The organism is Frondihabitans cladoniiphilus, assembly GCF_039544345.1.
Lineage (GTDB): Bacteria > Actinomycetota > Actinomycetes > Actinomycetales > Microbacteriaceae > Frondihabitans > Frondihabitans cladoniiphilus.
In genome coordinates this window covers 51,900-73,229 of the sequence record NZ_BAABLM010000012.1, presented here as the reverse complement: position 1 = coordinate 73,229, position 21,330 = coordinate 51,900, and the positions used below count along the sequence as shown (strand labels likewise).

General features: G+C 68.4%; 25 protein-coding genes. 13 read left to right on the top strand and 12 right to left on the bottom strand.

The genetic code is table 11. The features are described 5' to 3' along the window. Nucleotides 1-157 precede the first annotated feature (157 nt). Complete coding sequence (locus ABEA39_RS18015; RefSeq protein ID WP_345377359.1) at nucleotides 158-613, bottom strand: MarR family winged helix-turn-helix transcriptional regulator; 456 nt, start codon at nucleotides 611-613, stop codon at nucleotides 158-160. 83 nt (nucleotides 614-696) lie between these two features. Here ABEA39_RS18015 and ABEA39_RS18010 point away from each other — a divergent pair, with 83 nt between their 5' ends. After that, the gene (locus tag ABEA39_RS18010; RefSeq protein ID WP_345377358.1) at nucleotides 697-1,260 is read left to right on the top strand and encodes a YbhB/YbcL family Raf kinase inhibitor-like protein; all 564 of its coding nucleotides are present in this window, start codon (nucleotides 697-699) and stop codon (nucleotides 1,258-1,260) included. Nucleotides 1,261-1,268: 8 nt separating this feature from the next. On the opposite strand, the gene ABEA39_RS18005 is transcribed toward ABEA39_RS18010, so the two are convergent. The 4 genes from ABEA39_RS18005 to ABEA39_RS17990 all read right to left on the bottom strand — a co-directional run bounded on the left by ABEA39_RS18005 (nucleotide 1,269) and on the right by ABEA39_RS17990 (nucleotide 3,367). Next, the gene (locus ABEA39_RS18005; RefSeq protein ID WP_345377357.1) at nucleotides 1,269-1,505 is read right to left on the bottom strand and encodes a hypothetical protein; all 237 of its coding nucleotides are present in this window, start codon (nucleotides 1,503-1,505) and stop codon (nucleotides 1,269-1,271) included. Between the two features lie 222 nt (nucleotides 1,506-1,727). After that, nucleotides 1,728-1,940, bottom strand: coding sequence for a hypothetical protein (locus ABEA39_RS18000; RefSeq protein WP_345377356.1), 213 nt, complete (start codon nucleotides 1,938-1,940; stop codon nucleotides 1,728-1,730). 52 nt (nucleotides 1,941-1,992) lie between these two features. Further along, nucleotides 1,993-2,292, bottom strand: coding sequence for a hypothetical protein (locus ABEA39_RS17995; protein ID WP_345377355.1), 300 nt, complete (start codon nucleotides 2,290-2,292; stop codon nucleotides 1,993-1,995). 157 nt (nucleotides 2,293-2,449) lie between these two features. After that, complete coding sequence (locus tag ABEA39_RS17990; RefSeq protein WP_345377354.1) at nucleotides 2,450-3,367, bottom strand: TolB family protein; 918 nt, start codon at nucleotides 3,365-3,367, stop codon at nucleotides 2,450-2,452. A gap of 46 nt (nucleotides 3,368-3,413) precedes the next feature. Between ABEA39_RS17990 and ABEA39_RS17985 the strand changes: the two genes are divergently transcribed. The 3 genes from ABEA39_RS17985 to ABEA39_RS17975 all read left to right on the top strand — a co-directional run bounded on the left by ABEA39_RS17985 (nucleotide 3,414) and on the right by ABEA39_RS17975 (nucleotide 5,835). After that, nucleotides 3,414-3,719 carry a Dabb family protein gene (locus ABEA39_RS17985; protein WP_345377353.1) on the top strand — a complete coding sequence of 102 codons (306 nt, stop codon included), beginning with the start codon at nucleotides 3,414-3,416 and terminating at the stop codon, nucleotides 3,717-3,719. Beyond that, nucleotides 3,716-4,771 (top strand): Gfo/Idh/MocA family protein, encoded by a 1,056-nt coding sequence (locus ABEA39_RS17980; protein ID WP_345377352.1) that lies wholly within the window; start codon nucleotides 3,716-3,718, stop codon nucleotides 4,769-4,771. The genes ABEA39_RS17985 and ABEA39_RS17980 overlap by 4 nt, the downstream gene beginning before the upstream one ends. A gap of 80 nt (nucleotides 4,772-4,851) precedes the next feature. Beyond that, a complete protein-coding gene (locus tag ABEA39_RS17975) occupies nucleotides 4,852-5,835 on the top strand; it encodes a LacI family DNA-binding transcriptional regulator (RefSeq protein ID WP_345377351.1) in 984 nt (327 codons plus the stop codon). Here ABEA39_RS17975 and ABEA39_RS17970 read toward each other — a convergent pair. Both ABEA39_RS17970 and ABEA39_RS17965 read right to left on the bottom strand, forming a co-directional pair. Beyond that, on the bottom strand, nucleotides 5,832-6,329 hold the full coding sequence (locus ABEA39_RS17970) for a heme-degrading domain-containing protein (RefSeq protein ID WP_345377350.1): 498 nt from the start codon (nucleotides 6,327-6,329) through the stop codon (nucleotides 5,832-5,834). The genes ABEA39_RS17975 and ABEA39_RS17970 overlap by 4 nt on opposite strands. 32 nt (nucleotides 6,330-6,361) lie before the next feature. Further along, nucleotides 6,362-7,633, bottom strand: coding sequence for an MFS transporter (locus ABEA39_RS17965; protein ID WP_345377349.1), 1,272 nt, complete (start codon nucleotides 7,631-7,633; stop codon nucleotides 6,362-6,364). Between the two features lie 131 nt (nucleotides 7,634-7,764). Here ABEA39_RS17965 and ABEA39_RS17960 point away from each other — a divergent pair, with 131 nt between their 5' ends. Further along, nucleotides 7,765-8,790, top strand: a complete 1,026-nt coding sequence (locus ABEA39_RS17960) for a Gfo/Idh/MocA family protein (RefSeq protein ID WP_345377348.1) — start codon at nucleotides 7,765-7,767, stop codon at nucleotides 8,788-8,790. A gap of 128 nt (nucleotides 8,791-8,918) precedes the next feature. Beyond that, the gene (locus ABEA39_RS17955; protein WP_345377347.1) at nucleotides 8,919-9,110 is read left to right on the top strand and encodes a hypothetical protein; all 192 of its coding nucleotides are present in this window, start codon (nucleotides 8,919-8,921) and stop codon (nucleotides 9,108-9,110) included. Here the strand turns inward: ABEA39_RS17955 and ABEA39_RS17950 are convergent. Then, nucleotides 9,081-10,466: a DHA2 family efflux MFS transporter permease subunit gene (locus tag ABEA39_RS17950; protein WP_345377346.1), complete on the bottom strand. Its 1,386-nt coding sequence runs from the start codon at nucleotides 10,464-10,466 to the stop codon at nucleotides 9,081-9,083. The two genes, ABEA39_RS17955 and ABEA39_RS17950, sit on opposite strands and share 30 nt — an antisense overlap. Before the next feature lie 101 nt (nucleotides 10,467-10,567). Between ABEA39_RS17950 and ABEA39_RS17945 the strand changes: the two genes are divergently transcribed. Together ABEA39_RS17945 and ABEA39_RS17940 are read left to right on the top strand one after the other, a co-directional pair. Further along, a complete protein-coding gene (locus tag ABEA39_RS17945) occupies nucleotides 10,568-11,521 on the top strand; it encodes a helix-turn-helix domain-containing protein (RefSeq protein WP_345377345.1) in 954 nt (317 codons plus the stop codon). Then, complete coding sequence (locus tag ABEA39_RS17940; RefSeq protein ID WP_345377344.1) at nucleotides 11,518-11,934, top strand: (R)-mandelonitrile lyase; 417 nt, start codon at nucleotides 11,518-11,520, stop codon at nucleotides 11,932-11,934. Before ABEA39_RS17945 ends, ABEA39_RS17940 begins: the two co-directional genes overlap by 4 nt. 135 nt (nucleotides 11,935-12,069) lie before the next feature. Here ABEA39_RS17940 and ABEA39_RS17935 read toward each other — a convergent pair whose 3' ends face one another. Genes ABEA39_RS17935 through ABEA39_RS17920 form a run of 4 tightly spaced genes read right to left on the bottom strand, consistent with a single transcriptional unit; the run spans nucleotide 12,070 to nucleotide 16,227 of the window. Beyond that, entirely contained in the window at nucleotides 12,070-12,894 is an 825-nt protein-coding gene (locus ABEA39_RS17935; RefSeq protein ID WP_345377342.1) for a carbohydrate ABC transporter permease, read from the bottom strand. After that, nucleotides 12,891-13,874, bottom strand: coding sequence for a carbohydrate ABC transporter permease (locus ABEA39_RS17930; protein ID WP_345377341.1), 984 nt, complete (start codon nucleotides 13,872-13,874; stop codon nucleotides 12,891-12,893). Before ABEA39_RS17930 ends, ABEA39_RS17935 begins: the two co-directional genes overlap by 4 nt. A gap of 2 nt (nucleotides 13,875-13,876) precedes the next feature. Then, on the bottom strand, nucleotides 13,877-15,238 hold the full coding sequence (locus ABEA39_RS17925) for an extracellular solute-binding protein (RefSeq protein WP_345377340.1): 1,362 nt from the start codon (nucleotides 15,236-15,238) through the stop codon (nucleotides 13,877-13,879). Beyond that, nucleotides 15,238-16,227, bottom strand: coding sequence for a carbohydrate kinase family protein (locus tag ABEA39_RS17920; RefSeq protein ID WP_345377339.1), 990 nt, complete (start codon nucleotides 16,225-16,227; stop codon nucleotides 15,238-15,240). Before ABEA39_RS17920 ends, ABEA39_RS17925 begins: the two co-directional genes overlap by 1 nt. Before the next feature lie 190 nt (nucleotides 16,228-16,417). Between ABEA39_RS17920 and ABEA39_RS17915 the strand changes: the two genes are divergently transcribed. From ABEA39_RS17915 to ABEA39_RS17895, 5 genes are read left to right on the top strand one after another with little or no spacing between them, the layout of a single operon-like run. Beyond that, nucleotides 16,418-17,203 carry a DeoR/GlpR family DNA-binding transcription regulator gene (locus ABEA39_RS17915; RefSeq protein ID WP_345377338.1) on the top strand — a complete coding sequence of 262 codons (786 nt, stop codon included), beginning with the start codon at nucleotides 16,418-16,420 and terminating at the stop codon, nucleotides 17,201-17,203. Next, a complete protein-coding gene (locus tag ABEA39_RS17910) occupies nucleotides 17,200-18,561 on the top strand; it encodes a 6-phospho-beta-glucosidase (RefSeq protein WP_345377337.1) in 1,362 nt (453 codons plus the stop codon). Before ABEA39_RS17915 ends, ABEA39_RS17910 begins: the two co-directional genes overlap by 4 nt. Beyond that, a complete protein-coding gene (locus ABEA39_RS17905) occupies nucleotides 18,558-19,841 on the top strand; it encodes an MFS transporter (RefSeq protein ID WP_345377336.1) in 1,284 nt (427 codons plus the stop codon). Before ABEA39_RS17910 ends, ABEA39_RS17905 begins: the two co-directional genes overlap by 4 nt. Next, a complete protein-coding gene (locus ABEA39_RS17900) occupies nucleotides 19,838-20,632 on the top strand; it encodes a glucosamine-6-phosphate deaminase (protein WP_345377335.1) in 795 nt (264 codons plus the stop codon). Before ABEA39_RS17905 ends, ABEA39_RS17900 begins: the two co-directional genes overlap by 4 nt. Before the next feature lie 52 nt (nucleotides 20,633-20,684). Next, nucleotides 20,685-21,299 carry a GntR family transcriptional regulator gene (locus tag ABEA39_RS17895; protein ID WP_345377334.1) on the top strand — a complete coding sequence of 205 codons (615 nt, stop codon included), beginning with the start codon at nucleotides 20,685-20,687 and terminating at the stop codon, nucleotides 21,297-21,299. Nucleotides 21,300-21,330: the final 31 nt, after the last annotated feature.

The window sequence follows — 21,330 nt, the reverse complement described above, 5'->3', positions numbered from 1 at the left end:
TCGCGCTTCGCGCGGGTCTCCGTGTTCGAAGCATCGCTTCTTCCACGGAGATTTCCTTTGGGCCGGTTTCGTCGGCTTCGCCTTTTGCCGGCTCCGCCTTCGCGCCGGCTCTGCCACCATGCGGCCTCGACGGCCTCGACGGCCTCGACGGCCTCGGCTACGACTCGGCGATCCGGTCGAGGAGGGCACAGGCTCGGGCGACGACGTCCTGCTCGGGGCCACTGAGTTCGTCGAGCCGGGCGCTCAACCAGGCGTTGCGCCGAGCCTGCGTGGCGACGGCGAGATCCGTGCCGGCTGGCGTCGTGGTGAAGAGGACCCTCCGGCCGTCGCGGTCGTCTGGGGTGCGGACGGCGTAACCGGCGGAGGTGAGGCGGTTGACGCTCTGGCTCATCGACGCCGGCGCGACCTGGGCCGCCTCGCTGAGCTCGGTGAGCGAATGAGGCCCGCGCTTGTCGAGGAACGTGAGCACTTCGAGCGCCTTGTCGCCCAGTTCGCCCTCCGGGCGCTCGGCACGGAACCGCCGGGAGAGACGGCCGACCGTCGACCGCACCCGGCTGCTGAGGTCGTTCGCGGAGGAGGCCCCGCTGCCCTCGAGGCTTGATTCGTCGTCCACGATCCCTTAGCGTACCTAACGAAATACCTTTAGCGTACCTAATCACTTGCGTGACCATCCGAATGAGAACAGGAATCGCCGGCATGCCCAACCCCCTCGGACGCGCCCTCCGCCATCGCCGCGCCGGCCAGGACTCCCTCGTCTGGGCCGACCCCGATCTGCGCGTCGCGGAGAACTTCACGCTCACGAGCCCGGGATTCGACCACGGCGGTCCGATTCCCTCGCGGCACCGGGGCCGCGTCTTCGGCGCGAACGTGTCACCCGCACTGGCCTGGTCCGCCCCTCCGACCGGAACGGACGAGCTTCTCCTGATCGTGCAGGACGCCGATTCGCCGGGGAGACGCCCCGCCACGCACGCAGTGACGCGTGGCATCGACCCCGGCGGGCTGCACCTCCCCGAGAGCGCTCTGGTCGAGCCCAGCCCGTTCGAGGGCCTGTCGCACGGCAGGGGGCCTCTCGGGCGACTCGGATACGTCGGCCCCGCGCCGATTCCGTCCCACGGCCCGCACTCGTACGTGTTCCAACTCTTCGCCCTCGATCGCCGCCCCGACCTGCCGCCGAGGTTCACGGTCGACGACGCCGTCGGCGCCATGGTCGGGCATCTCCTCGGTCGCGCTCGCCTCGACGGCACGTACGAGATCCGGTAGGCGAGTCCTCACGCAGGGGGAGCGGAGCGCTCCGCCTCTCCCGCCGACCGACCGATGAGCGAACGCTGACCGGAGGCCGACGGTGCCCGCGACCAGGCGACGTCGTCGCCGGTGTCGTGTCCCAGGCCGTGGAGTGCCGCGTCGACTTCGGACTGCTCGCCCTGTCGATCGACCGGTCGGTCGTCGTTCGTGCCGCGCATGGGTGCCGCCCTCTCCGAGGTGGGAACGTCGTCGTTCGTCTTCACTCGGCGGGGTCTCGGCTGGGTTGGCTCCGATTATGAAGAATTCCCTTCCGTTGCGCAAGATCCGCGGGCCGCGCTGTCGGCCCACATCCGCGCGTCGCGGATTCAGGACGGACGGCGCGCTCGAGGACTCACAGGCCCCGAGCGCGACATCCGTCCTGATGTGTCGACCGACCCGCGCAAGACGCAGATGCCGGCCGGCCGGCCGCGAGGCGTAGCCCGAGGTCAGGCGCGGCCGCCCGGCCTCCGGCGGATGCCGAGAACGATCAGGACGACGCCGACGACGACCATGACGACTCCGACGTACAGCCAGGTCCGATCGCCGGTCATGGAGCTGCCCGGAATCAGATTCAGCCCTTGACCGGCGAAGACCGCGCCGACGATCAGGATGATCACTCCCACGAGGACGAGGGCGGTGCGCCCGATTCGGTTGCTCATGCTGCTCACGGTACCCGCGTCACCGTACCCGCGTGAGAGCTGGGCAAGCGGGTCAGCGCGCAGCGACCGCCGCGTCGCGCTGGCTGTCGACCCATTCGTAGAGGAGCCCGCGCGGGTCGGCGGCCCGCTCGAAGTGCTCGGCGAAGGCCTGCGGGGCTCGGATCACCTGCACCCGGAGGGCGCTGTGCTCGAGAAGGGCTTCGACCAGGCCGGTGACGTAGGTCCGCGAGTGCACCGAGGATTCTCCGGCGTCGAGCTCCACGACGGCGCCGGCCAGGGCGCTTCCGGCGTGGTCGACGAGCTCGCGCGCCTCCTCGGTGGTCGTGCCGAGCTTGGGGACGATTATGGTCACGGTCTTAGGTGTCATCCGATCAGCCTGGGGCCGAGGCGCCCTGCTGTCTGCCAGGTTCACTCTCAGCGACATCCGGACGGCCGGGCCGAGCGCGCCCATCGAGACCCGGAAGCGCTCGGCGACGCGAGCATCCCCCGGATTCGAGTCGACGTGCTCGTCAGTCGGCCACGGGATACGCGACGAACGCGAACCGGCGGCTGTCCGGGCTCCAGCTGTTGACGTTGAGCGTGCCCTGCCCGCCGAAGAGCGGGTACGTGGCGATGGGAGTCGACCAGTCGGCGGTGCGCACGAGGCGCACCTCGACGGCGAGATCCGCGGGATGCCCCAGCGTGCCGGCCGGGAACGCCAGGTAGGTGGCCAGCGAGCCGTCGGGCGACGGGTGCGGGAACCAGTCCACGGTGTCGGAGGCGACCAACCGCTCCACCACGCCTCCGCCGCCATCGCCGTCCTCGTCCTCGTCGTCGCCGCTCGAGCCGGGGTCGGCGATCCGCGCGAGCTGCGCGTGCCCGGGTGCACTCGTGAAGCCCTCGGTGTTGAAGTAGATCCAGGCGTCGTCGGCGCTCCACTCGGGCCCGTCGATGTGCTTGGGCCCGGTGTCGACGAGGACTCCGGGCAGCCCGTCGCCGGGGGAGACCATCAGTCGACCGGCATCGCCGATGTCGCCGAGCTCCACGTAGGCGAGGCGGGACGCGTCGGAGGTCACGCCGTGCAGGAAGTGCCACGTGCCGTCGTCGGGGGAGACGCGGGTGACGGGGCCGCCGGTCAGCGCGCCTTTGTAGATGTGGCCGTCCATCGCCGAGAGGAACACCCACTGGCCGTCGCGCGTGAGGACGTGGTCGTTGTTGATCGGCGGGAGGCCGACGAACTCGACCTCGTGAAGGGCCGTCGGTGAAGCGACGTCGAGCCGCCAGAGCTTCCCGGCGCCGTTGACGTAGAGCGACTCGCCGTCGGCCGACCAGTTGGGCGCCTCGATGAGGATCGTGTCGGTCGTGAAGAGGAGAGTCGCGGGGCCGCCCTCGGCGGGCGCAGTCCACACCTCGGAGCGCTGCCCCGTCGCAAGCTGTCGGTAGTCCATGGGGGCACCCTACCAACGAGTGGTTAGCACGAGCTAAGCTGACCCCATGATCCAGCACACCGTGTGTTTCACCCTCGTCCACCCGGCCGGCAGCGACGCCGAGACCGACTTCCTCCGCACCGCCGCGGCTGTGTTGCCCGGCGTGCCCGGTGTCGACGCCTTCCGCATCGCCCGGCAGGTCGGCTCGCAGAGCGAGCTCCAGTGGCAGTTCTCGATGGACTTCCCTGACCGGGCGACGTATGCGGCTTACGACGCGCACCCCGATCACCGCCGTTTCGTCGAGAGCCGATGGGTGTCCGATGTCCAGGCGTTCACCGAGTTCGACTTCGAGCCGTACACGCCCCGCGCATGAGCCCGTTCGTCTTTCCTAGCGCGCCCGTCGCCCCGCTTCGCGGCGGCCCCGTCCTCCGCTGGGGCGTCGTCGGCACCGGCGAGATCGCGGGCGACTTCATCGATGCCGTCCATGCCCACACCGACCAGCGCATCGTCGCCGTCGCCTCCCGCTCCGCCGAGCGCGGCGCCGCCTTCGCCTCAGCCCACGGAGTCGAGCACGTCGTCGAATCGGCCGAGCAGCTCGCCGCCCGCGACGACGTCGACATCCTCTACGTGGCCACGCCCCACACGGCCCATCGCGAGGGAGCCCTGGCGGCGATCGCCGGAGGCAAGGCGGCGCTCGTCGAGAAACCCCTCGCCACGTCCGAGGCCGAGGCCCGGGGGATCGCCGATGCGGCCCGCGCGGCCCGTGTCTTCGTGATGGAGGCGATGTGGACGCGCTTTCTGCCCCATTTCGTCCAGCTCGACGCGCTGCTCCGCGAGGGCGCGCTCGGCGACCCCGCCCTGGCGAGCGTCGAAGTGGCCTGGCGAGCCGACCTCTCCGCCGGCGGCCGCCTCGTCGACCCTGCTCTCGGCGGTGGCGCCCTGCTCGACATGGGCGTCTACAGCCTCTGGTTCGCCCAGTTCGCCATCGGCCATCCGGCCTCCGTACAGGCCGTCGGCTCGACCCTGGCCAACGGTGTCGACCTCGAGTCGGTCGCAGCGCTGCGCTCGGTCTCCGGTGCTCTCGCCACCGCCTCGACGAGCATCCGCGCGACCGCCCCCGGTCTCGCCACGGTCAGCGGCACCGGCGGTTCGGTGCGCTTCCTCGACCACTTCGTCTTTCCGGCGAGCTTCTCGCTCACGACGACGGCAGGGGGCGCGGGATCCGAGACCCTCGACTGGTCCGACACCTCCGGCATCGCCGGGCGGGGCGGTCTCGCGTACGAGGCCGCCGCCGTGGCCGCGCACGTCGCGTCCGGTCTCACCGAAGCGCCCGAGCACACGCTCGACGACAGCGTCTCGCTCGCCGCGACGTCCGACGCCGTTCGTCGCAGCCTGACGGTCGTCGACGACTCCGCCCTGCGCTGAGGAGCGGCCGGCAGAGGGAATGCCATAATCCGATGGTGACAGGAGAGCGGCAACCCCGGGCCGATTCGCGTCCGCCGACGATGAGCGACGTGGCCGACCGCGCCGGCGTGTCCCGTCAACTCGTGTCGATGGTCATGCGCGGCCTTCCCGGGCCGAGCGAGGCATCGCAGAAGCTCATCCTCGAAGCCGCAGCCGCCCTCGACTTCCGTCCGAACGCGTCGGCTCGACTGCTCCGGCAGAAGCGCACGCGGCTGATCGGCGTCATGATCATCTCCTCCAATCCCTTCGAGTCGCGGGTCGTCGAGCGGCTGCTGGAACGGGCCGCCGATGTCGGGTTCCACGTCGTGGTCGCGCCGATGAGCGAGAAGCGCACGACCGAAGTGGTCATCTCGGAACTCCTCGAGCAACGGGTCGAGGCGATCGCCGCGTTCAACCCGGACCCGGACTCGGAAGCCCTCTCGCGAGCCCTCGACATGCTGCCGGTGGCCTGGCTCGGCGAGCGATCGGACGACGCCCGCGCCGACGTGGTCCGCACTGACGACGACGAAGGTCTCCGCCTGGTCGTGGAGCACCTCGTCGCGCTCGGCCATCGCGAGATCGCTTACGCCGGCGGGGCCGACGGAAGGGTGGGCACGGACCGCGCCGACACGTACAGGCGGGCCATGAAGGCCGCGGGTCTTGCATCCCACGTCGACGTTCTCGGTGTCGGGTTCGGCGAGGAGGACGGCGCTACGGCGGCGTGGATCCTGCTCGGGCGGGATGCCCTGCCCACCGCGGTCGTCGGATCGAGTGACCAGTGCGGGGCGGGCCTGAAGGCGGTCTTCACTCAGAACGGCGTCGCTGTGCCGGGCGACGTCTCGGTGACCGGATACGACGACAGCGACGTAGCGGCGTTCTCATACAACGCGTTGACGACGGTTCGGCAGGACGTCGAGCACACGGTCGACGCGACGTTGGGCTCGCTGTTGCGACGGCTAGCGGATCCCGCGCTCCCGCCCCGTGAGACGCCGACCACGGCGACCCTCGTCGTGCGAGGATCGACCGGGCCGGCGCGCTCCGTCTAGAGTTCGGCAGCCCCTCTCGCGGAGGCGAGGTGCTCGTCCAGCGCCTCGACGACGAGATCGTGCTCGACATAGTCGTCGACGCCCGATGCGACCACGACACCGACCTGGGTCGCGCCGATCCGGATCGGGACGGCCCCGCCGTTGAAGGCGTAGGCGAACCGATCGACGCCTCGGTGCGTCGCAGGATCGGTGACGCCGTAGGCCTCGAGGCGCTTCATGATCGACAGGGAGGCCGTGTCGAAGTGCCGGACGGTGGCGACCTTGCGGTTCATCCAACTGTCGTTGTCGGCCGAGGTCCCTGCGAGAGCCGCCTGGAACACGAGTTGCTCGCCGAGCCAGACGGACGTGGAGATGGTCTGCTCGCGGGAACGCGCGAGCTCGATGATGCGCGTGCCGACGGCGAGGGCGTCGTCGTGCTCGAATCGCGCGAAGCGGAGCCTGTTGTCTTGTTCGGAGAGCGCGGACAGGATGTCGGGGGCGTCGAGAATAGGCATGGGGGTGCTTTCTGGGTGGGGGACTGGCGGGGTCAGCGGACGCGTTTGATCGGGATGACGACGAGGGCTCCGAGGATCGTCGCGATGCCCGCTCCCCAGATCATCGCCGTGTAGTTCTCGCCGGCCGACGACCCGATCTTGAGCAGGACGAGCCCGACGGCCGGGGCGAGCGACTGGGGCAGCGCATTGGCGATGTTGATGACGCCGAGGTCTTTGCCGGGGCGGTCGGCGTTGGGCAGGACGTCGACGACGAGGGCGGTGTCGACGGCGGTGTAGATGCCGTAGGCGAAGCCCATGACGATCTCGGCCGTGTAGAACACGCCGAGCGTGCCGGAATGGGCCAGGATGATCAGCCCGATCGCGAAGAGGAGGGTCGAGCCGCCGACGAAGATCTTGCGACGGCGGAGCCGGTCGGAGACGTAACCCGAGATGAGGGAGCTGATCAGGAGCGCGATCGTGTAGAGCAACACCCCGAGGGCGACGGCCCCGACGGCTTTGGCGCTCGAGAGCCCGAGCCTGTCTTCCATGTAGAGGAGGCGGTACGTGGTGAACATGAACGACCCGAAGGTGATGAGGAATCGCGACCACCAGGCGAACGCGAAGTCGGGGTTCTTGACCGGGTTCGTCCAGAACGACGAGACGATGTTGAGGAACGTGAAGGGCTTGACCGGGTTGGTCGGCAGGACGTCCTTCGCGACGAAGACGTAGACGATCACGCAGAGGACGCCGAGGACCCCGGGGGCGAGGAACAGCAGCGGGAGGTTGCCGACCAGGTAGACGGCAAGGTAGATGCCGGCGAGGATCGAGACGTTCTGGGCGATGGCGACGACGCTCGAGGCGCGGCCGCGCTGTTCGATCGGCACGTTGTCGGCGAAGCTCGCGATGAGAGCAGCCGAGGCGGCGTTCGAGGCGATCTGGCAGAGCAGCCAGGCCAGGGTGATCTCGACGACGTTCGTCGATCCCGCGACCAGGCCCAGCCCGATGGCGAGGCCGACGATCCCGCCGAGGAGCCACGGGCGGCGGCGGCCCCAGCGGGTGCGGGTCCGGTCGCTGAGGGCGCCGAAGAGCGGGTTCGAGAGCAGCGCACCCAAGGCCCCGATCGGGAGGACAGTGCCGATGATCGAGGCCGGGTCGTCGGGGTTCAGCTGCTGGGCCTTGAGCTGCATGCTGACGAAGATCGGCGACAGGATGGCGATGAAGATGCCGAACTGGGCGATGCCGAGGCCGGCCAGATACATGTTCGAAACGCGCCTGGTCGCGATAGGGGTGGTCAACGGGTGGAGCCCGGGGATTTCGGTGGACAACGACGCCTCCTTGAGTCGGTGGTCGAGGCCGGGACGGCCTCGGTTCGTGTTTAGCTCGTGCTAAGCAGTGAAGCGTGGTGAGCTTAGCTCGTGCTAACTTCAGAAGCAAAGACCTTCCGAGGAGACCTCCCATGACGACCACATCGCTTCCCGAAGCCTCGATCTTCCACGCGGGTGCCGGCGAGCCTGCCCTGCGCTGGGGGTTGATCGGTCCGGGGTGGATCGCCGGCGAATTCGTGACCGCCGTCCACGCGCACACGGCTCAGCGGTTCGTCGGCGTCGCTTCCCGATCGGAAAAACGCGCAGACGCCTTCGCGTCGACCTACGGCATCGAGAACGCCTTCGGATCGGCCGAGGCGATGCTGGCACGTCCGGACATCGACGTCGTCTACATTGCCTCGCCACCCGGGGCCCACCTCGCCGAGGGCCTCGCTGCGGTCGCTGCGGGCAAGCACGTGATCATCGAAAAGCCCCTGGCCTCCGATGCGGTGGAGGGCCAGCAGCTCGCCGACGCCGCGCGGTCCGCGGGTGTGTTGCTGATGGAGGCGATGTGGAGCCGCTACCTGCCGCAGTCGTCGGTCGTCCGCGCGCTCGTCGCCGACGGTGGTCTCGGCGAGATCCGAGAAGTCCTCGCGAGCCACGGTCAGGCGATCAACCCCGGCCCCGACCATCGGCTTTCCCGGGCCGACCTCGGTGGCGGCGCCCTGCTCGACCTCGGCATCTACCCGGTGCAGTTCGACTCGATGATCCTCGGGGCCCCGACCCGGGTGACCGCAGTGGGGGCCGTCGCCGAGAGCGGTGTCGACTCGTACTCGTCGCTGATCCTGAGCCATGCCGGCGGTGCGCAGTCGACCCTGACTAACTCGATGATCACTCGCACGCCGAACTCGGCGGTCGTCGCCGGCTCGGAGGCCCATCTGTACCTCGCGCCGACGTTCTACAACCCGACGACGCTCGAGCTCACGGGAAACGACCCGGCCGCGCCGACCCTCCACTGGGACGACCCCACCGACCTGCGGGGATTCGCGGCGCTGTCGTGGGAGGCGACCGCACTGGCGACGTTCGTCGGCGAGGGCCGAACGGAGTCTCCGCTGCATACGCTCGACGAGACCGTCTCGATCCTGGAGACACTCGACGAGGCACGCCGACAGCTGTAGAGCGTCGGCACCGAGGCTTTCCGGGGCCTTGTGAAGGCACGACCCAGAGATGGGTAGTACATGCGGGGGCGAGCAGAATTCACGAGATCGTCACAACAGATGCCGCGCGGTCGGCGCATGCTGGCGACATGGTTCTCCTGATGTGCGTCGACCCCGACTGTGGTGGTCTCGCGGTGAGCCCCGAGCGTCTCGGCACGCTCGTCGCGGCGAACACGAGCGACGCCCGGGAGGCACGGTGCTCGTCCTGCGGTCGCATCTGGTCCGTCTCCGAGTCGTTCGGAGAGAACCCCTCACGCGGGCAGGCCGCCGGTCTCCTCTGAGAGCGACGTCCGCAGGAAGACGCTCGCAACGGCCGCTGCCAGGATTACGGTTCCGGCGAGGGCGAAGCTGATCTGGAGGCCGATGACGAAGTGGGCGCGGTCGGCGACGAGGACGCCGAAGACGGCGATCGCGACGGCCCCGCCGACCTGCCGAAAGGTGTTGAAGACGGCGCTGGCGGTGCCGGCGCGGTCGGCGGGGACGCTGGCGAGCACGACCGAACTCACCGGGGGCATGGCCACGGAGCCGCCGGCGCCTGTCAGCACCGATCCGACGATGACGAGCCAGGGGTCGCCGAGGGGTGCCGTGACGATCTGCCAGATCAGTCCTGACACCATCGCGAGGAGACCGAACACGACCGGTACCCGGGCGCCGAACCGGTTCGCGAGAGTGCCGCTGACAACATTGCCGACGACGCTGCACGCGGCCGAGGGCAGGAACACGAGCCCCGCCAGCAGCGGCGACAGCCCGAGGTGCTGCTGGAGGAAGAGGCTGAGCACGAAGACGGTGCCGAAGTTGCCGACCATGAACGCGAATCCCACGGCGAGCGAGATCCGCATGCCGCTCGAGCGGAACAGGGGCAGCGGCATCATCGGATGACTCACCCGTGCCTGGACCAGGAGGAACGTCGCGAGTGCCGCGGCGCCGACGACGAACGACCCGATCACCGCGGGGGAGCCGAAGCCGAGCGAGCCTCCCTCGATGAGTCCGAACACCAGGCCCACGAGCGTGACGACGGCGGCGACCTGGCCGGCCCAGTCGAAGGGCGTGGGATGCACGGGCGAGGGCGCGACGGAGGCGAGGAGCATCAGCATCACGACCCCGACCGGCAGGTTGATGGCGAACACGAGGCGCCAATCCAGAGTGGTGAGCGCGCCTCCGAGGACCGGGCCGACGGCTCCCGCGACGGCGCCGCCGACTGCCCAGACGCCTAGGGCGCGTGCACGCTCGCGGGGTTCAGGGAACGCCTCGCGGATCAGCGCCATCGACGCGGGCAGCATGACGGCCGCTCCTGCGCCCTGCACCAGCCGCGCTGCGATCAAGGCGCTGAGGGACGGTGCGACGGCGCAGCCCACCGAAGCGAGTACGAAGCCGAGGATCCCCCAGCCGAAGGCCTTCTTCGCGCCGATCCGATCGGAGAGGTTGCCGGCGAAGAGAAGAAGGGCGGCGAACAGCAGCGTGTAGCCGTCGATCACCCACTGCAGCCCGGACGTGCTGCTGTCGAACTTCCGGCCGATCCGGGTCAGCGCCACGTTCACGATCAAGATGTCGAGGGTGATGAGGAAGAAACCGAGGGAGGCGATCAGGAGGGTCCGTCGGGCGGTGGCCGGTGCATCCCGCGTCGCTGTCGTCGTCATGGTGTCGAGAGAACAGCAGAAACGAGCAGCGGGGGATGCCCTGGCGAGAGGTGTCCTGGCAGGGCATCCCTCTCTCGTCCCGACGCTCCTACGCTCGGGACATGGACAATTCCGACGAGGTGCGTGAGTTCCTGACGACGCGCCGGGCTCGTGTGAGCCCTGAGCAGGTCGAGCTGCCGAGCGGTCCGAACCGTCGCGTGCCGGGCCTCCGTCGGACGGAGGTGGCCCTGCTCGCCGGTGTCAGCGTCGAGTACTACTCCCGGCTCGAGCGCGGCAGTCTGGCGGGCGCCTCGGACGGCGTGCTGCATGCCATCGCCCAGGCGCTCCTCCTCGACGACGACGAGCGGGAGCACCTGTTCGATCTGGCGCGGGCGGCGAACGCCTCTCCGATCTCGTCGAAGCGGCGGGCGAGCGCGGCGCGGAACGTCCGTCCGAACTTCCAGTTCGTGCTCGATGCGATCACGGGCGGCCCGGCGTTCGTCCGCAACGGACGTCTCGACATCCTCGCCTCCAACGCCCTCGGCAAGGCCGTCTACTCCGACTTGTACGAGAGCCCGGAAGCGACGCTGCCGGGCAAACCGATGAACCTCGCCCGCTTCTGCTTCCTCGACCGCGAGCGAGCCGACCGCTTCTATCCCGACTGGGGTGTCGCCGCCGACCAGACGGTCGCGATCCTGCGCACGGAGGCGGGTCGCGACCCGTTCGACAAGGACCTGCAGGATCTCGTCGGCGAGCTGTCCACCCGCAGCGACGAGTTCCGCACGCGGTGGGGTGCCCACGACGTGCGCCGCCACGCCACGGGCACGAAGCACTTCGTCCACTCGCTCGTCGGCCCTCTCGACCTGGTCTTCGAGGGCACCGAACTCGTGGCCGACCCCGGCCTCCACCTGCTCGTCTACGCCGCCGAGCCCGGTACCCCGACGGCGGAGGCACTCAGCCTCCTGGCCTCCTGGACCGCGGCTCCTCCCACTTCCGCCGCGCATTCCACTTCTGCCGCGCATCCCACGTCCGCCGCGCATTCCACATCGGACCTCACGAAAGAGAACGACTCATGAAACTCCAGCCGACGAAGCCCACCGTCAAGAACCCCGCCACGCAGTTCACCGGCGACGTCTGGGTCGACATGATCGGCGTCCCGCAGGACGACGGTCAGCGCGCGAGCACCGCCCGGGTGCAGTTCTCGCCCGGCGCCCGCAGCAACTGGCACTCGCACGGCCTCGGTCAGACGATTCACGTCACCGAGGGCGTGGCCTGGATCCAGGCGCGGGGCGGCGAGGTCCTCGAGGTCCACCCCGGCCAGACCGTCTACACCGCGCCCGGAGAAGAGCACTGGCACGGCGCGAGCCCGGGCGCCTTCATGGAGCACCTCGTCATGATGGACATCCCCGACGACCCGGCCACCGCCACCACCTGGCTCGAGCCCGTCTCCGACGAGGAGTACCTGGCCGGCACTGCCCGCCGCCCGTGAGTGACGTCGGCGGCCGATCTCACCCGCCGGCGCGCAAATGGCGAGCGAATCATTGCCAGCTCGGCCCAGGGCCGGCGCGGGACGGCAGACCGGCTGCGGATCGCTCGCGTTGTGCGGCCCTCGTACGATCCCGTCTCAGCGGCTCGAGATCCCCCCGACCATTCCGTTGATGAAGCGCTTCTGCAGCAGGAAGTAGAGGATCACGATCGGCAGGGCGACGATCACCCCGGCCGCGGAGAGCAGGGAGTAGCTCGTCAGGTGCGCGCCCTGGAAGAACGCGAGGCCGAGCGGCGCCGTCCGCTTGCTGTCGTCGGTGATCATGATGAGCGGAGTCAGGAACTCGTTCCAGGTCCACATGGAGACGAGGACGCACATGGTCATGATCGACGGCGTGGTCGGCGGGACGATGATCTGCCAGAGGAGCCGCAGGTCGCTCGCGCCGTCGAGACGGGCTGCCTCGATGACGTCGCTGGGGAAAGTGCGGAACTGGTTGCGCATCCAGAAGACCCCGAATGCCAGCGACTGAGCGGTCTGGGGCAGGATCAGCGACGCGTAGGTGTTCGTCAGGCCGGCGCCTCGGAGGTTGAAGTACAGGGGGATGATGAACGCCTCCGCGGGGAGCATGAGCCCGGCGAGGAGGACGAAGAAGATGATGTTCGACCCGGGGAAGTCCAGTCGGGCGAAGGCGAAGCCGGCGAGGACGCTGAGTAGCACCGTCAGGACGACGACCGAGACCGTCACGAGGATGCTCGAGAACATGTAGGTACCGAACCGGCCCTGTGTCCAGGCCGCCGCGTAGTTGCCGAAGGCGAAGGTCGTCGGGACATGGAAGCCGCCGTCGTTCTTGGCGGGCGGGAGCACGGACGAGAAGAGGACGCCGATGAGGGGGATGATCGCGAACAAAGCGAAGATCGAGAGGATGACGTAGTTGACGAATTTCTCGCCGATACCGATCTTCATTCGACGTCCTTCGGCTGCAAGAGATTGATCAACGCGGTGACGATGATGATGACGATGGTGAGGACGACGGCCACGGCGGCGGCGGATCCCACCTGACCCTGGTTGAAGGCCCGGTTGTACGCCTCGAAGGCGGGCACGGTCGTGCTGTCGCCGGGGCCGCCGCGTGTCGTGATGTAGACGAGGTCGAACGTCTTGAGAGCGGAGACGACGGTAAGGGTGAGAGCCACGGCGATCTGCCCTCGAAGGGCCGGCAGCGTGATGCCGAAGAACTCCCGGACGGGTCCTGCACCGTCGAGGCGAGCCGCTTCGAACAGTTCGGGCTGGATGTTGCCGACGCCGCTCACGAAGAGGACGAGGCAGAGGCCGATGTTCAGCCAGGTCCCGACGAAGCCGATCGCGATCAGAGCCGTTCCGTAGTCGCCGAGCCAGACCTTGGCCAGATCACCGAGGCCGACGGCCCGGAGGATCTCGTTGAAGAGGCCGTTCTGGGAGTAGATGGACACCCAGATGCTTGCGACGACGACCGAGGCGATGACCTGCGGCAGGAACAGCACTGTTCGGAAGAACGACATCCCGCGGAGGGCGTGAGCTCGGGACACGATGAGAGTGAGTGCCAGAGCCAGGACGACGGGTATCGCGGAGTAGAAGATCATGAGCACTGCTGCGTGCACGAAGGCGCTGCTGAGTGCGGTGTCGGTCACGACGCCGACGTAGTTGGAGAGACCGGCGGAGGTCGCTTGACTGATGCCGTCCCAGTCGTAGAACGAGTACTGCAGCGTTTGCAGCGTGGGCACGCCGAGGAAGACGGCGAAGAGCGCGAACGCGGGGAGGACGTAGAGGTAGCCCTTGAGATCGCGGCGGCCCCGGCGGGCACGGCGTGAGGCCGTGCCCGCGGGTCGTGCGGCGATGCCTTGTCGGCTCCGGCGGGCGCGGGCGTCGACCGTGCCCGCCGGGGGTGCAGCGTTGGTGCGAGTGCTCACGATTAGCCGCGATCCTTCGTGAAGGCCTCGTAGTCCGTCTGGAGGCTCTGGGTGAACTGCTCGGGAGTGGCCTGACCTCCGACGAGGTTCTGCATGCCCGAGGTGAGGGTGTCGTAGAACGTGCTCGTCGTGTAGTCGAGATAGGGCACGACCGTGCTGGCCTTGCTGATCTCGGTGTACTGGTCGGCGATGTCCGCCGCCAGCGTCCCCGACGTCGGCGAGTACCCGGTCGGGAGGACCGCGGGGAGGTTGCCGGTGTCGAGAAGCGTCTGCGCCGCTTTGGCATTGGTGATGAAGTCGATGTAGGCGGCCGCCGCGTCGGCGTGCTTGGACTTCGACGTGATGGCCCAGGCGAGGCCTTCGCCTCCCTCCGTCACCGGCGCGCTGGCGCCGACGGGGGTGAGGGTGGTGAATCCGACCGCAGTCTTGCCCATGTCGCTCTCGAGGGTCTGCTGCTGCCAGGTGCCGTCGACGTAGAAGGCCGATCCGCCCTTTCCGAAGCTGGCGAGGGACGCGTCGCGGGAGATGCCGCTCGAGCCGGCGTTGATGTAGCCCTTGTCGACCCAGCCCTGGATCGTGGCGGCTGCGGTGACGTTGTCCTTGTCGGTCCAACTCCCGCTCTTGGCCGTGACCAGATCGTCCACCGCCGTGGCTCCGGCGACGGCCGCCTGGACGACGCCGTACAGGTGGATGCCCGGACTCTTCTCGAGGTTGCCGTAGTTGAGCGGCAGGATGCCGGCGGCCTTGGCCTTGGCCATGTCGACGGTCAGGTCGTCGATGGTCTTGGGCGCGCTGACCCCGAGCTGGTCGAGGATCGCCTTGTTGTAGTACACGCCGACGAGCTCGCCGGTCTGCGAGACGCCGTAGAGGTTCCCGGTCTGCCAGGTCTTGCCATCGGAGGAGAACGTGTTGAGCTTCAACAAGCTGGACGGGTAGTACGAGGTCCAGTCGTAGAGCTTCGCGTAGTCGTCCATCGGGCGAAGGAGCCCGCCCTTCACGAAGGCGCCCATGTCGGGGTATCCCTGGTTCGCCTGGACCACGTCCGGGGGAGTGTTCCCCGACAGAGCCAGCTTCAGGGTGGTCTTGAGATCCGAGAACGATTGCGAGACGCGCTTGATCGTGATGTTGGGGTACTTCTTCTCGAACGCCGCGTTGAGTTCCTTCTGAGCGGTGTCGCTGCCGCCGTCGGTGTTCTGATCCCACTCCGTGAGCGTGATCTTGTCCTTCGTCACCGTCTTGGAGACGGACCCGAGCGAGGCGGTCGACGTCGCGGTGGACCCGCCCGGCGCGCATGCAGCGAGCCCGATCGTGAGGCATGCGGCGATGCCGACGAGCAGGGGCACTTTCCTCATCTTGCTGTGCATTACTTCTCCTTGATATCGACACGGGAATCGGCGGAGGCCCACTCCTCGATGCAGGTCCAGTCACCGACCGGCTGTTCCTCGGCCAGGAAGCTCGCCAAGGCTGCAGGCCGGGGGGCGCTGGCAGCGCCCCCCAGGCTCATCACCGACAACGACGCGCAGAGTCCGGCGAAGCGCAGTTTCTGCTCGAGCGGCCAGTCGTGGTCGAGGGCCGCCATGAACGAGGCGACGAACACGTCCCCGGCACCGGTGGGATCGACGGCGTCCACGCGGACGGCGGGCACCTCGGTCAGCTCACCCGTACCGCTGTCGTAGGCGACGACGCCGTCGGGGCCGCGGGTGACGACGGCGAGCTCGACGTAGTCGCCCAGCGCACGGGCGGCCGAAACGGCGTCGTGGGTGCGGGTGTACTTCATGGCCTCGACGTCGTTGGGAACGAAGACATCGACTCCGGCGAGGCGGTGGAGGACCCGAGGTGACCACTCGCCGGTCGAGTCCCATCCGACGCCGCCCACGATCACGGTGCCGTGCGATCGGAGGTCGGCCACCCAGGAGGGGATGTCGCCGGCGATCCCGACGTGGGTCGCGCCCACGGACCCCAGGTCGGCAGGGAACTCGCGGCCTGGAATGCTCTCCTCGTACGTAATGAAGCTGCGATCGTGAGCTCCGGTCAACGAGACGGTCACGGGGCTCTGGTGGCCCGGGACGACGTCCACGTGGCTGACGTCGAGATTCGGTTCGTCCTGGAGCAGCGAACGGATGTGCGTACCGAGGACGTCGTCGCCCAATTGCGACAGCAGCACCGTCTTCGAGCCGAGCCGGGCCGCGGCGACCGCACGGTTGGCGACACCGCCGGGCGTGACGGAGAAGGCGTCGGCGAAGACCTCTGTACCGGCGGACGGAACCGGGACACCCGAGAAGACGACGTCGCAGAACACGGTGCCTGCGAAGAGCAGGTCGGTGTGCATCGCGTCCGGCTGTGATTCCGACAAGAACGGCTCCATCTGTTGGTGATCGACTTTGCTCACTCGGGAGGAGCGTCGGCTTACTTCTGCAAGTGTGTGCAGAAAGTGTGTCAATCATGTTTCGAGAATGACGCCATTTCATTAACTCTGCTCATCTTGAGTCGTGTTCTTGCGCAAAGAAGTGCAGATCTCGTCATCTTCGAGTTAGTGTGAACGCATGATCTTGAGAGAGCGACAGGACCGCATCATCAACGCGCTGCGGTCCACCGGGGCGGCGTCGGTCCGAGAACTGGCCGAGGCCCTCGATGTGAGCGAGGCGACGATCCGCCGCGACCTGCAGGTACTGGACAGCAACGGCGAGCTGACTCGCACCTACGGGGGAGCCGTCCTCCGGGCCGGACACGTCGTGGACGAGCACGGCTCGGAGGGCGACCGCGAACGGCCGTTCGAGTTCGGCGAGGACGAGCAGCGCGCCGAGAAGAAGAAGATGGCCGTCGCCGCCGCGGCCATGATCCACGACGACAGCGTCGTGATCCTCGACATCGGAACGACGACGGCGCTCGTGGCACGCGAGCTCCGCGGCCGCAATGTCACGGTGATCACGAGCAACCTCGCCGTGTTCGACGAACTCCGCGACGACACATCCGTGCGGCTCGTGCTGCTCGGAGGCGTCGTCCGGCGCAACTACCGCACGCTCGTCGGCTCGCTCACCGAGCTCGCACTCACGCAGGTCAGCGCCGACTACCTCTTCTTGAGCTGCACCGGCGTCCGGGGCAACGGACACGTGGTCGACAACATGGCCGTCGAGGCTCCCATCAAGCAATCCATGATCGCCGCCGCGGACAAGGTCGTCCTGCTCGCCTCGGAGGCCAAGTTCCCCGGGACGGGCGCGCTGCGCCTGTGCTCCCTCACCGATGTGGACGTTCTCATCACCACGGAGAACGCTCCCGAAGAAACGCTCGCACTATGCCGGAACGCCGGCGGAGAGGTCACAATCGTATGAAGCTCTGCATCCTGGGAGGCGGCGGATTCCGCACCCCCTACGTCTACCAAGCGCTCCTCCGCGATAACGGGTCGCCCCGGGTCGAAGAGGTCGCTCTGTACGACACCGATGAAGTGCGCCTGCACACGATGGTCGCGATCCTCACCGAGCTCGGCACGGAGTTCCCCGACGCCCCGAAGCTCGTCCCGACCACGTCTCTGCACCGAGCCGTCGAGGGCAGCGACTTCATCTTCGCTGCCATCCGCGTCGGCGGCCTCGAGGGGCGCCGCTGTGACGAGCACGTCGCGCTCGACCTGAACATCCTGGGTCAGGAGACCACCGGCCCGGGTGGTCTCGCCTACGCGCTCCGAACCGTGCCCGTCATGGTCGGCATGGCCCAGGTCATCAAGGACCTGGCCCCCAACGCGTACTTCATGAACTTCACCAACCCGGCGGGCATCATCACCGAGGCGATGCAGTCCGTTCTCGGGGACCGGGTCCTGGGCATCTGTGACACCCCGTCCGGGCTCGGTCGTCGCGTCGCCGGCCTCATGGGGCTCGACCACGAGCGCGTCCAGATGGACTACGTGGGTCTGAACCATCTCGGGTGGATGCGCCGCGTCATGTACGACGGCAAGGACGTCCTCCCCGAGCTAGTGGCCGACGACGAGAAGCTCGGGATGATGGAAGAGGGTCATGTCTTCGGCCTCGACTGGATCCGCACCATGGGGATGATCCCCAACGAGTACCTCTTCTACTACTACTTCAACCGGGACGCGATCCGCGGCATCCTCAGCAGCAAGCTGACGCGGGGCGACTTCCTCCAGGAGACGCAGAGCGCTTTCTACGACCGGGCGAGCAAAGCCGGCGACGGGGTCGCCGAGTTCTGGCGCGAGACGGTCGAGAACCGCAGCGCCAGCTACATGGCCGAGGCCAAGGGCGGCGAACAGGGTAAGCCGAAGAACGCCAAGGAGCGCGAGACCGACCCGAGCCACCAGGGCTACGCGGGCGTGGCCCTCAGCGTCATGGGTGCCATCAGCCGCAACGAACGGTCCACGATGATCCTCAACGTCCGCAACCAGGGGGCCATCGCGGGGATGCCGTGGGACGCTGTCGTCGAGATCCCGACAACGGTGGATGCCAACGGCGTCCACCCGCTCGCCGTCGACATCCAGCCGAACCTCCACCAACTCGGTCTCATGCAGCAGGTCAAGGCCGTCGAGCGCCACACCATCGCCGCCGCGATGACGGGGTCGAAAAGCGAAGCCCTCCAGGCCTTCGCCCTGCACCCTCTCGTCGACTCGGTCACGGTCGCACGCGACCTCCTCTCGGGCTACATCGACAAGATCCCCGAGGTCGCCGCGGTTCTGACGAAGTGACCACCGCCGTGTTCACGCGGCCCGCGTCTCGCGCGTGGGCCGTGTGGCTCGTCGGCACCGTCGCCTACTACGCCGCCGTCTTCTCCCGGACCTCGCTCTCCGCTGCCGGCGACGACGCGATCGCGAGGTACCACATCACCGCCTTCGGGCTGTCGATGTTCTCCGTCCTCCAGCTCCTGGTCTACGCGACTCTGCAGATCCCGGTCGGCACGCTGATCGACAGGTTCGGGCCCCGTGCCCTGATCGCGTCCGGCGCGGCCCTGATGGCGATCGGCCAGGTCACCCTCGCCTTCTCGGACACGCTCCCCGTGGCGATCACCGCCCGAATCCTCATCGGGGCCGGGGATGCCATGACGTTCGTCTCGGTTCTCCGGCTCGTCGCCGCCTGGTTCCCCCCTCGGCTCGTTCCGATCATGAGCCAGGTGACCGGCATGCTCGGCGGTCTGGGCCAACTGGCGAGCGTCATCCCCTTGGCCGCCCTCCTGGGCGCTCGGGGCTGGACGACCACGTTCCAGGCCCTCGGCGCGCTGCTCGTGCTCAGTCTCTGCCTGGCGTTGGGCTTCCTGCGGAACGGGGCCGCGCATCCTCACCCTGAGGCTCACATCGCTGGGCTCGGCGAATCGTTCCGCCTCGTCCGAGACAGTTGGCGCAATCCCGGAACACGTCTGGGCTTCTGGGTCCACTTCAGCTGCCCCTTCGGCGGAACCGTCTTCGGCATCCTGTGGGGCTATCCCTTCCTGGAATCCGGTGAAGGGCTGAGCATCCCCCAGACCCAGGGGGTCTTCGCCGCCTACACGCTGCTCAGCATCGTGGCGGGGCCGATCGTCGGAACACTGACCGCTCGGTACCAGGCGCACCGCGCTTCCTTGGCGCTCGGGATCGTCGCGAGCCAGGTGGCCGCCTGGGCGCTCGTCCTGCTCTGGCCCGGTGCCGCTCCGCTGGGAGTCCTGTACCTCCTGGCAGGCGTTCTCGCCATCGGCGGGCCAGGCTCGCTGATCGCCTTCGACCTGGCGCGCACCAACTCGACCCCCGAGCGCCTCGGCGGTGCCCTCGGCACCGTCAACGTCGGCGGCTTCGTGGCCGCTCTGGTCGCCATCGCGCTCATCGGCGTCCTGCTGGATGCCCAGGGAGCCGGTACTCCGGCCACCTACACGCTCGCTGCATTCCGGTCGGCCATGAGCATCCAGATCCTCCTGTGGTTCCTCGGCGCCGCAGGCATCCTCATCTCGCGGCGACACGTGAAGGCCGCCGAACCAGCCCTCGAAGGAGTCCTCCGATGAAGATCGTCATCCAGCACTCGCCCTCCGACGCCGGACGCGTCGCGGCCCGGCAGATCGCCTCGACCCTGCGCCTCCAGCAGAACGGGATCATCGGTCTCGCAACAGGAAGCTCTCCGCAGCCCCTCTACGAAGCCCTCGCCGCACTCGTGCGGGCGGGGGAGGTCTCGTTCGCGTCCACGCGAGGTTTCGCGCTCGACGAGTACGTCGGTATCGATCCCGACCATCCCGAGAGCTATCACTCGATCATCGCGCGGGATGCCATCGCTCCTCTCGGCATGGATCCTCGACTCGTTCGAGTCCCCTCGGGTTCGGGCTCCGTCGAGGAAGTCGATGAGGCGGCAGTCGAATACGAGGCGGCGATCCGCGAGGCCGGCGGTGTCGACGTCCAGATCCTCGGGATCGGCGCCAACGGCCACATCGGGTTCAACGAACCGGGCTCGGCCGCCGACTCGGTCACGCGCCGCGTCGACCTCGCGCCCGAGACCATCGCGGCCAACAGCAGGTTCTTCCCGTCGGTCGCCGACGTCCCGACACAGGCCGTCTCCCAGGGCCTCGGTACGATCCTGAGCGCTCGGGCGATCGTCCTCGTCGCGAACGGTTCCGAAAAGGCGCAAGCGGTGCGGGATGCCCTCGAGGGGCCGATCGAAGCGAGCTGCCCGGCGTCCTTCCTGCGCGAGCACGACGACGTCACGTTCTGCCTCGACGAGCAGGCCGCTGCGCTCCTCTCCGCCGAGACCCGGGCGAGGTCGGTCACCACCGCTCTCGACGACTCGACTGCGTTGTCCCACTGACCGGCGGCGCACCGGCGGAGGCAGGGCCCACGCCCGCCCATAGGATCGACTCGTGGAGTCCAAACCCGCTTCCGTCCTGAAGGCCCTCCGTGCGGAGATCATCGCCGGCAGCCTCGCCCGGGGCACACGCCTGAAAGAGGATGCCCTGGCCGAGCGTTTCGGCGTGTCGCGGGTGCCCGTCCGCGAGGCCCTGCGGCAGCTCGAGACCGAGGGCTTCGTCGTCGCCGAGAAGTTCAAAGGGGTGACCGTCGCGGACTCCTCCTCGGAGGCGGTGATCGAGCTCATGCAGATCCGGCGCGGACTCGAGGTGCTGGCGGCCGAGTTGGCTGCGGGACGCCAGGGGGGCGACAGCGCCGACCTGTTGCGCGCCGTCGTGAACGAGCAGCGCTCCGACCAGGAGGTCGAGGCGCAGACTCCCCGGTTCTCGTTCCATCGCCTCGTCGCAGCCGCATCCGGCAACGGCCACCTCGACGCCATGATCGAGCGACTCATCCACCAGACGGCGTGGGCTTTCGAGCGCGTGACACAAGAAGAGGTCGCTTCGAGCGGCGGAGACCACGCGGCCGTGGCCAACGCGATCCTGCGCGGCTCGGGCGTCCAGGCAGGTCTGCTGATGGACGAGCACCTGCGGCGCGACGAGGCGCTGTACCGCGCGCTCGACGTCTGAACGTATACGAAAAGCGCTTTTTCTCGAATCC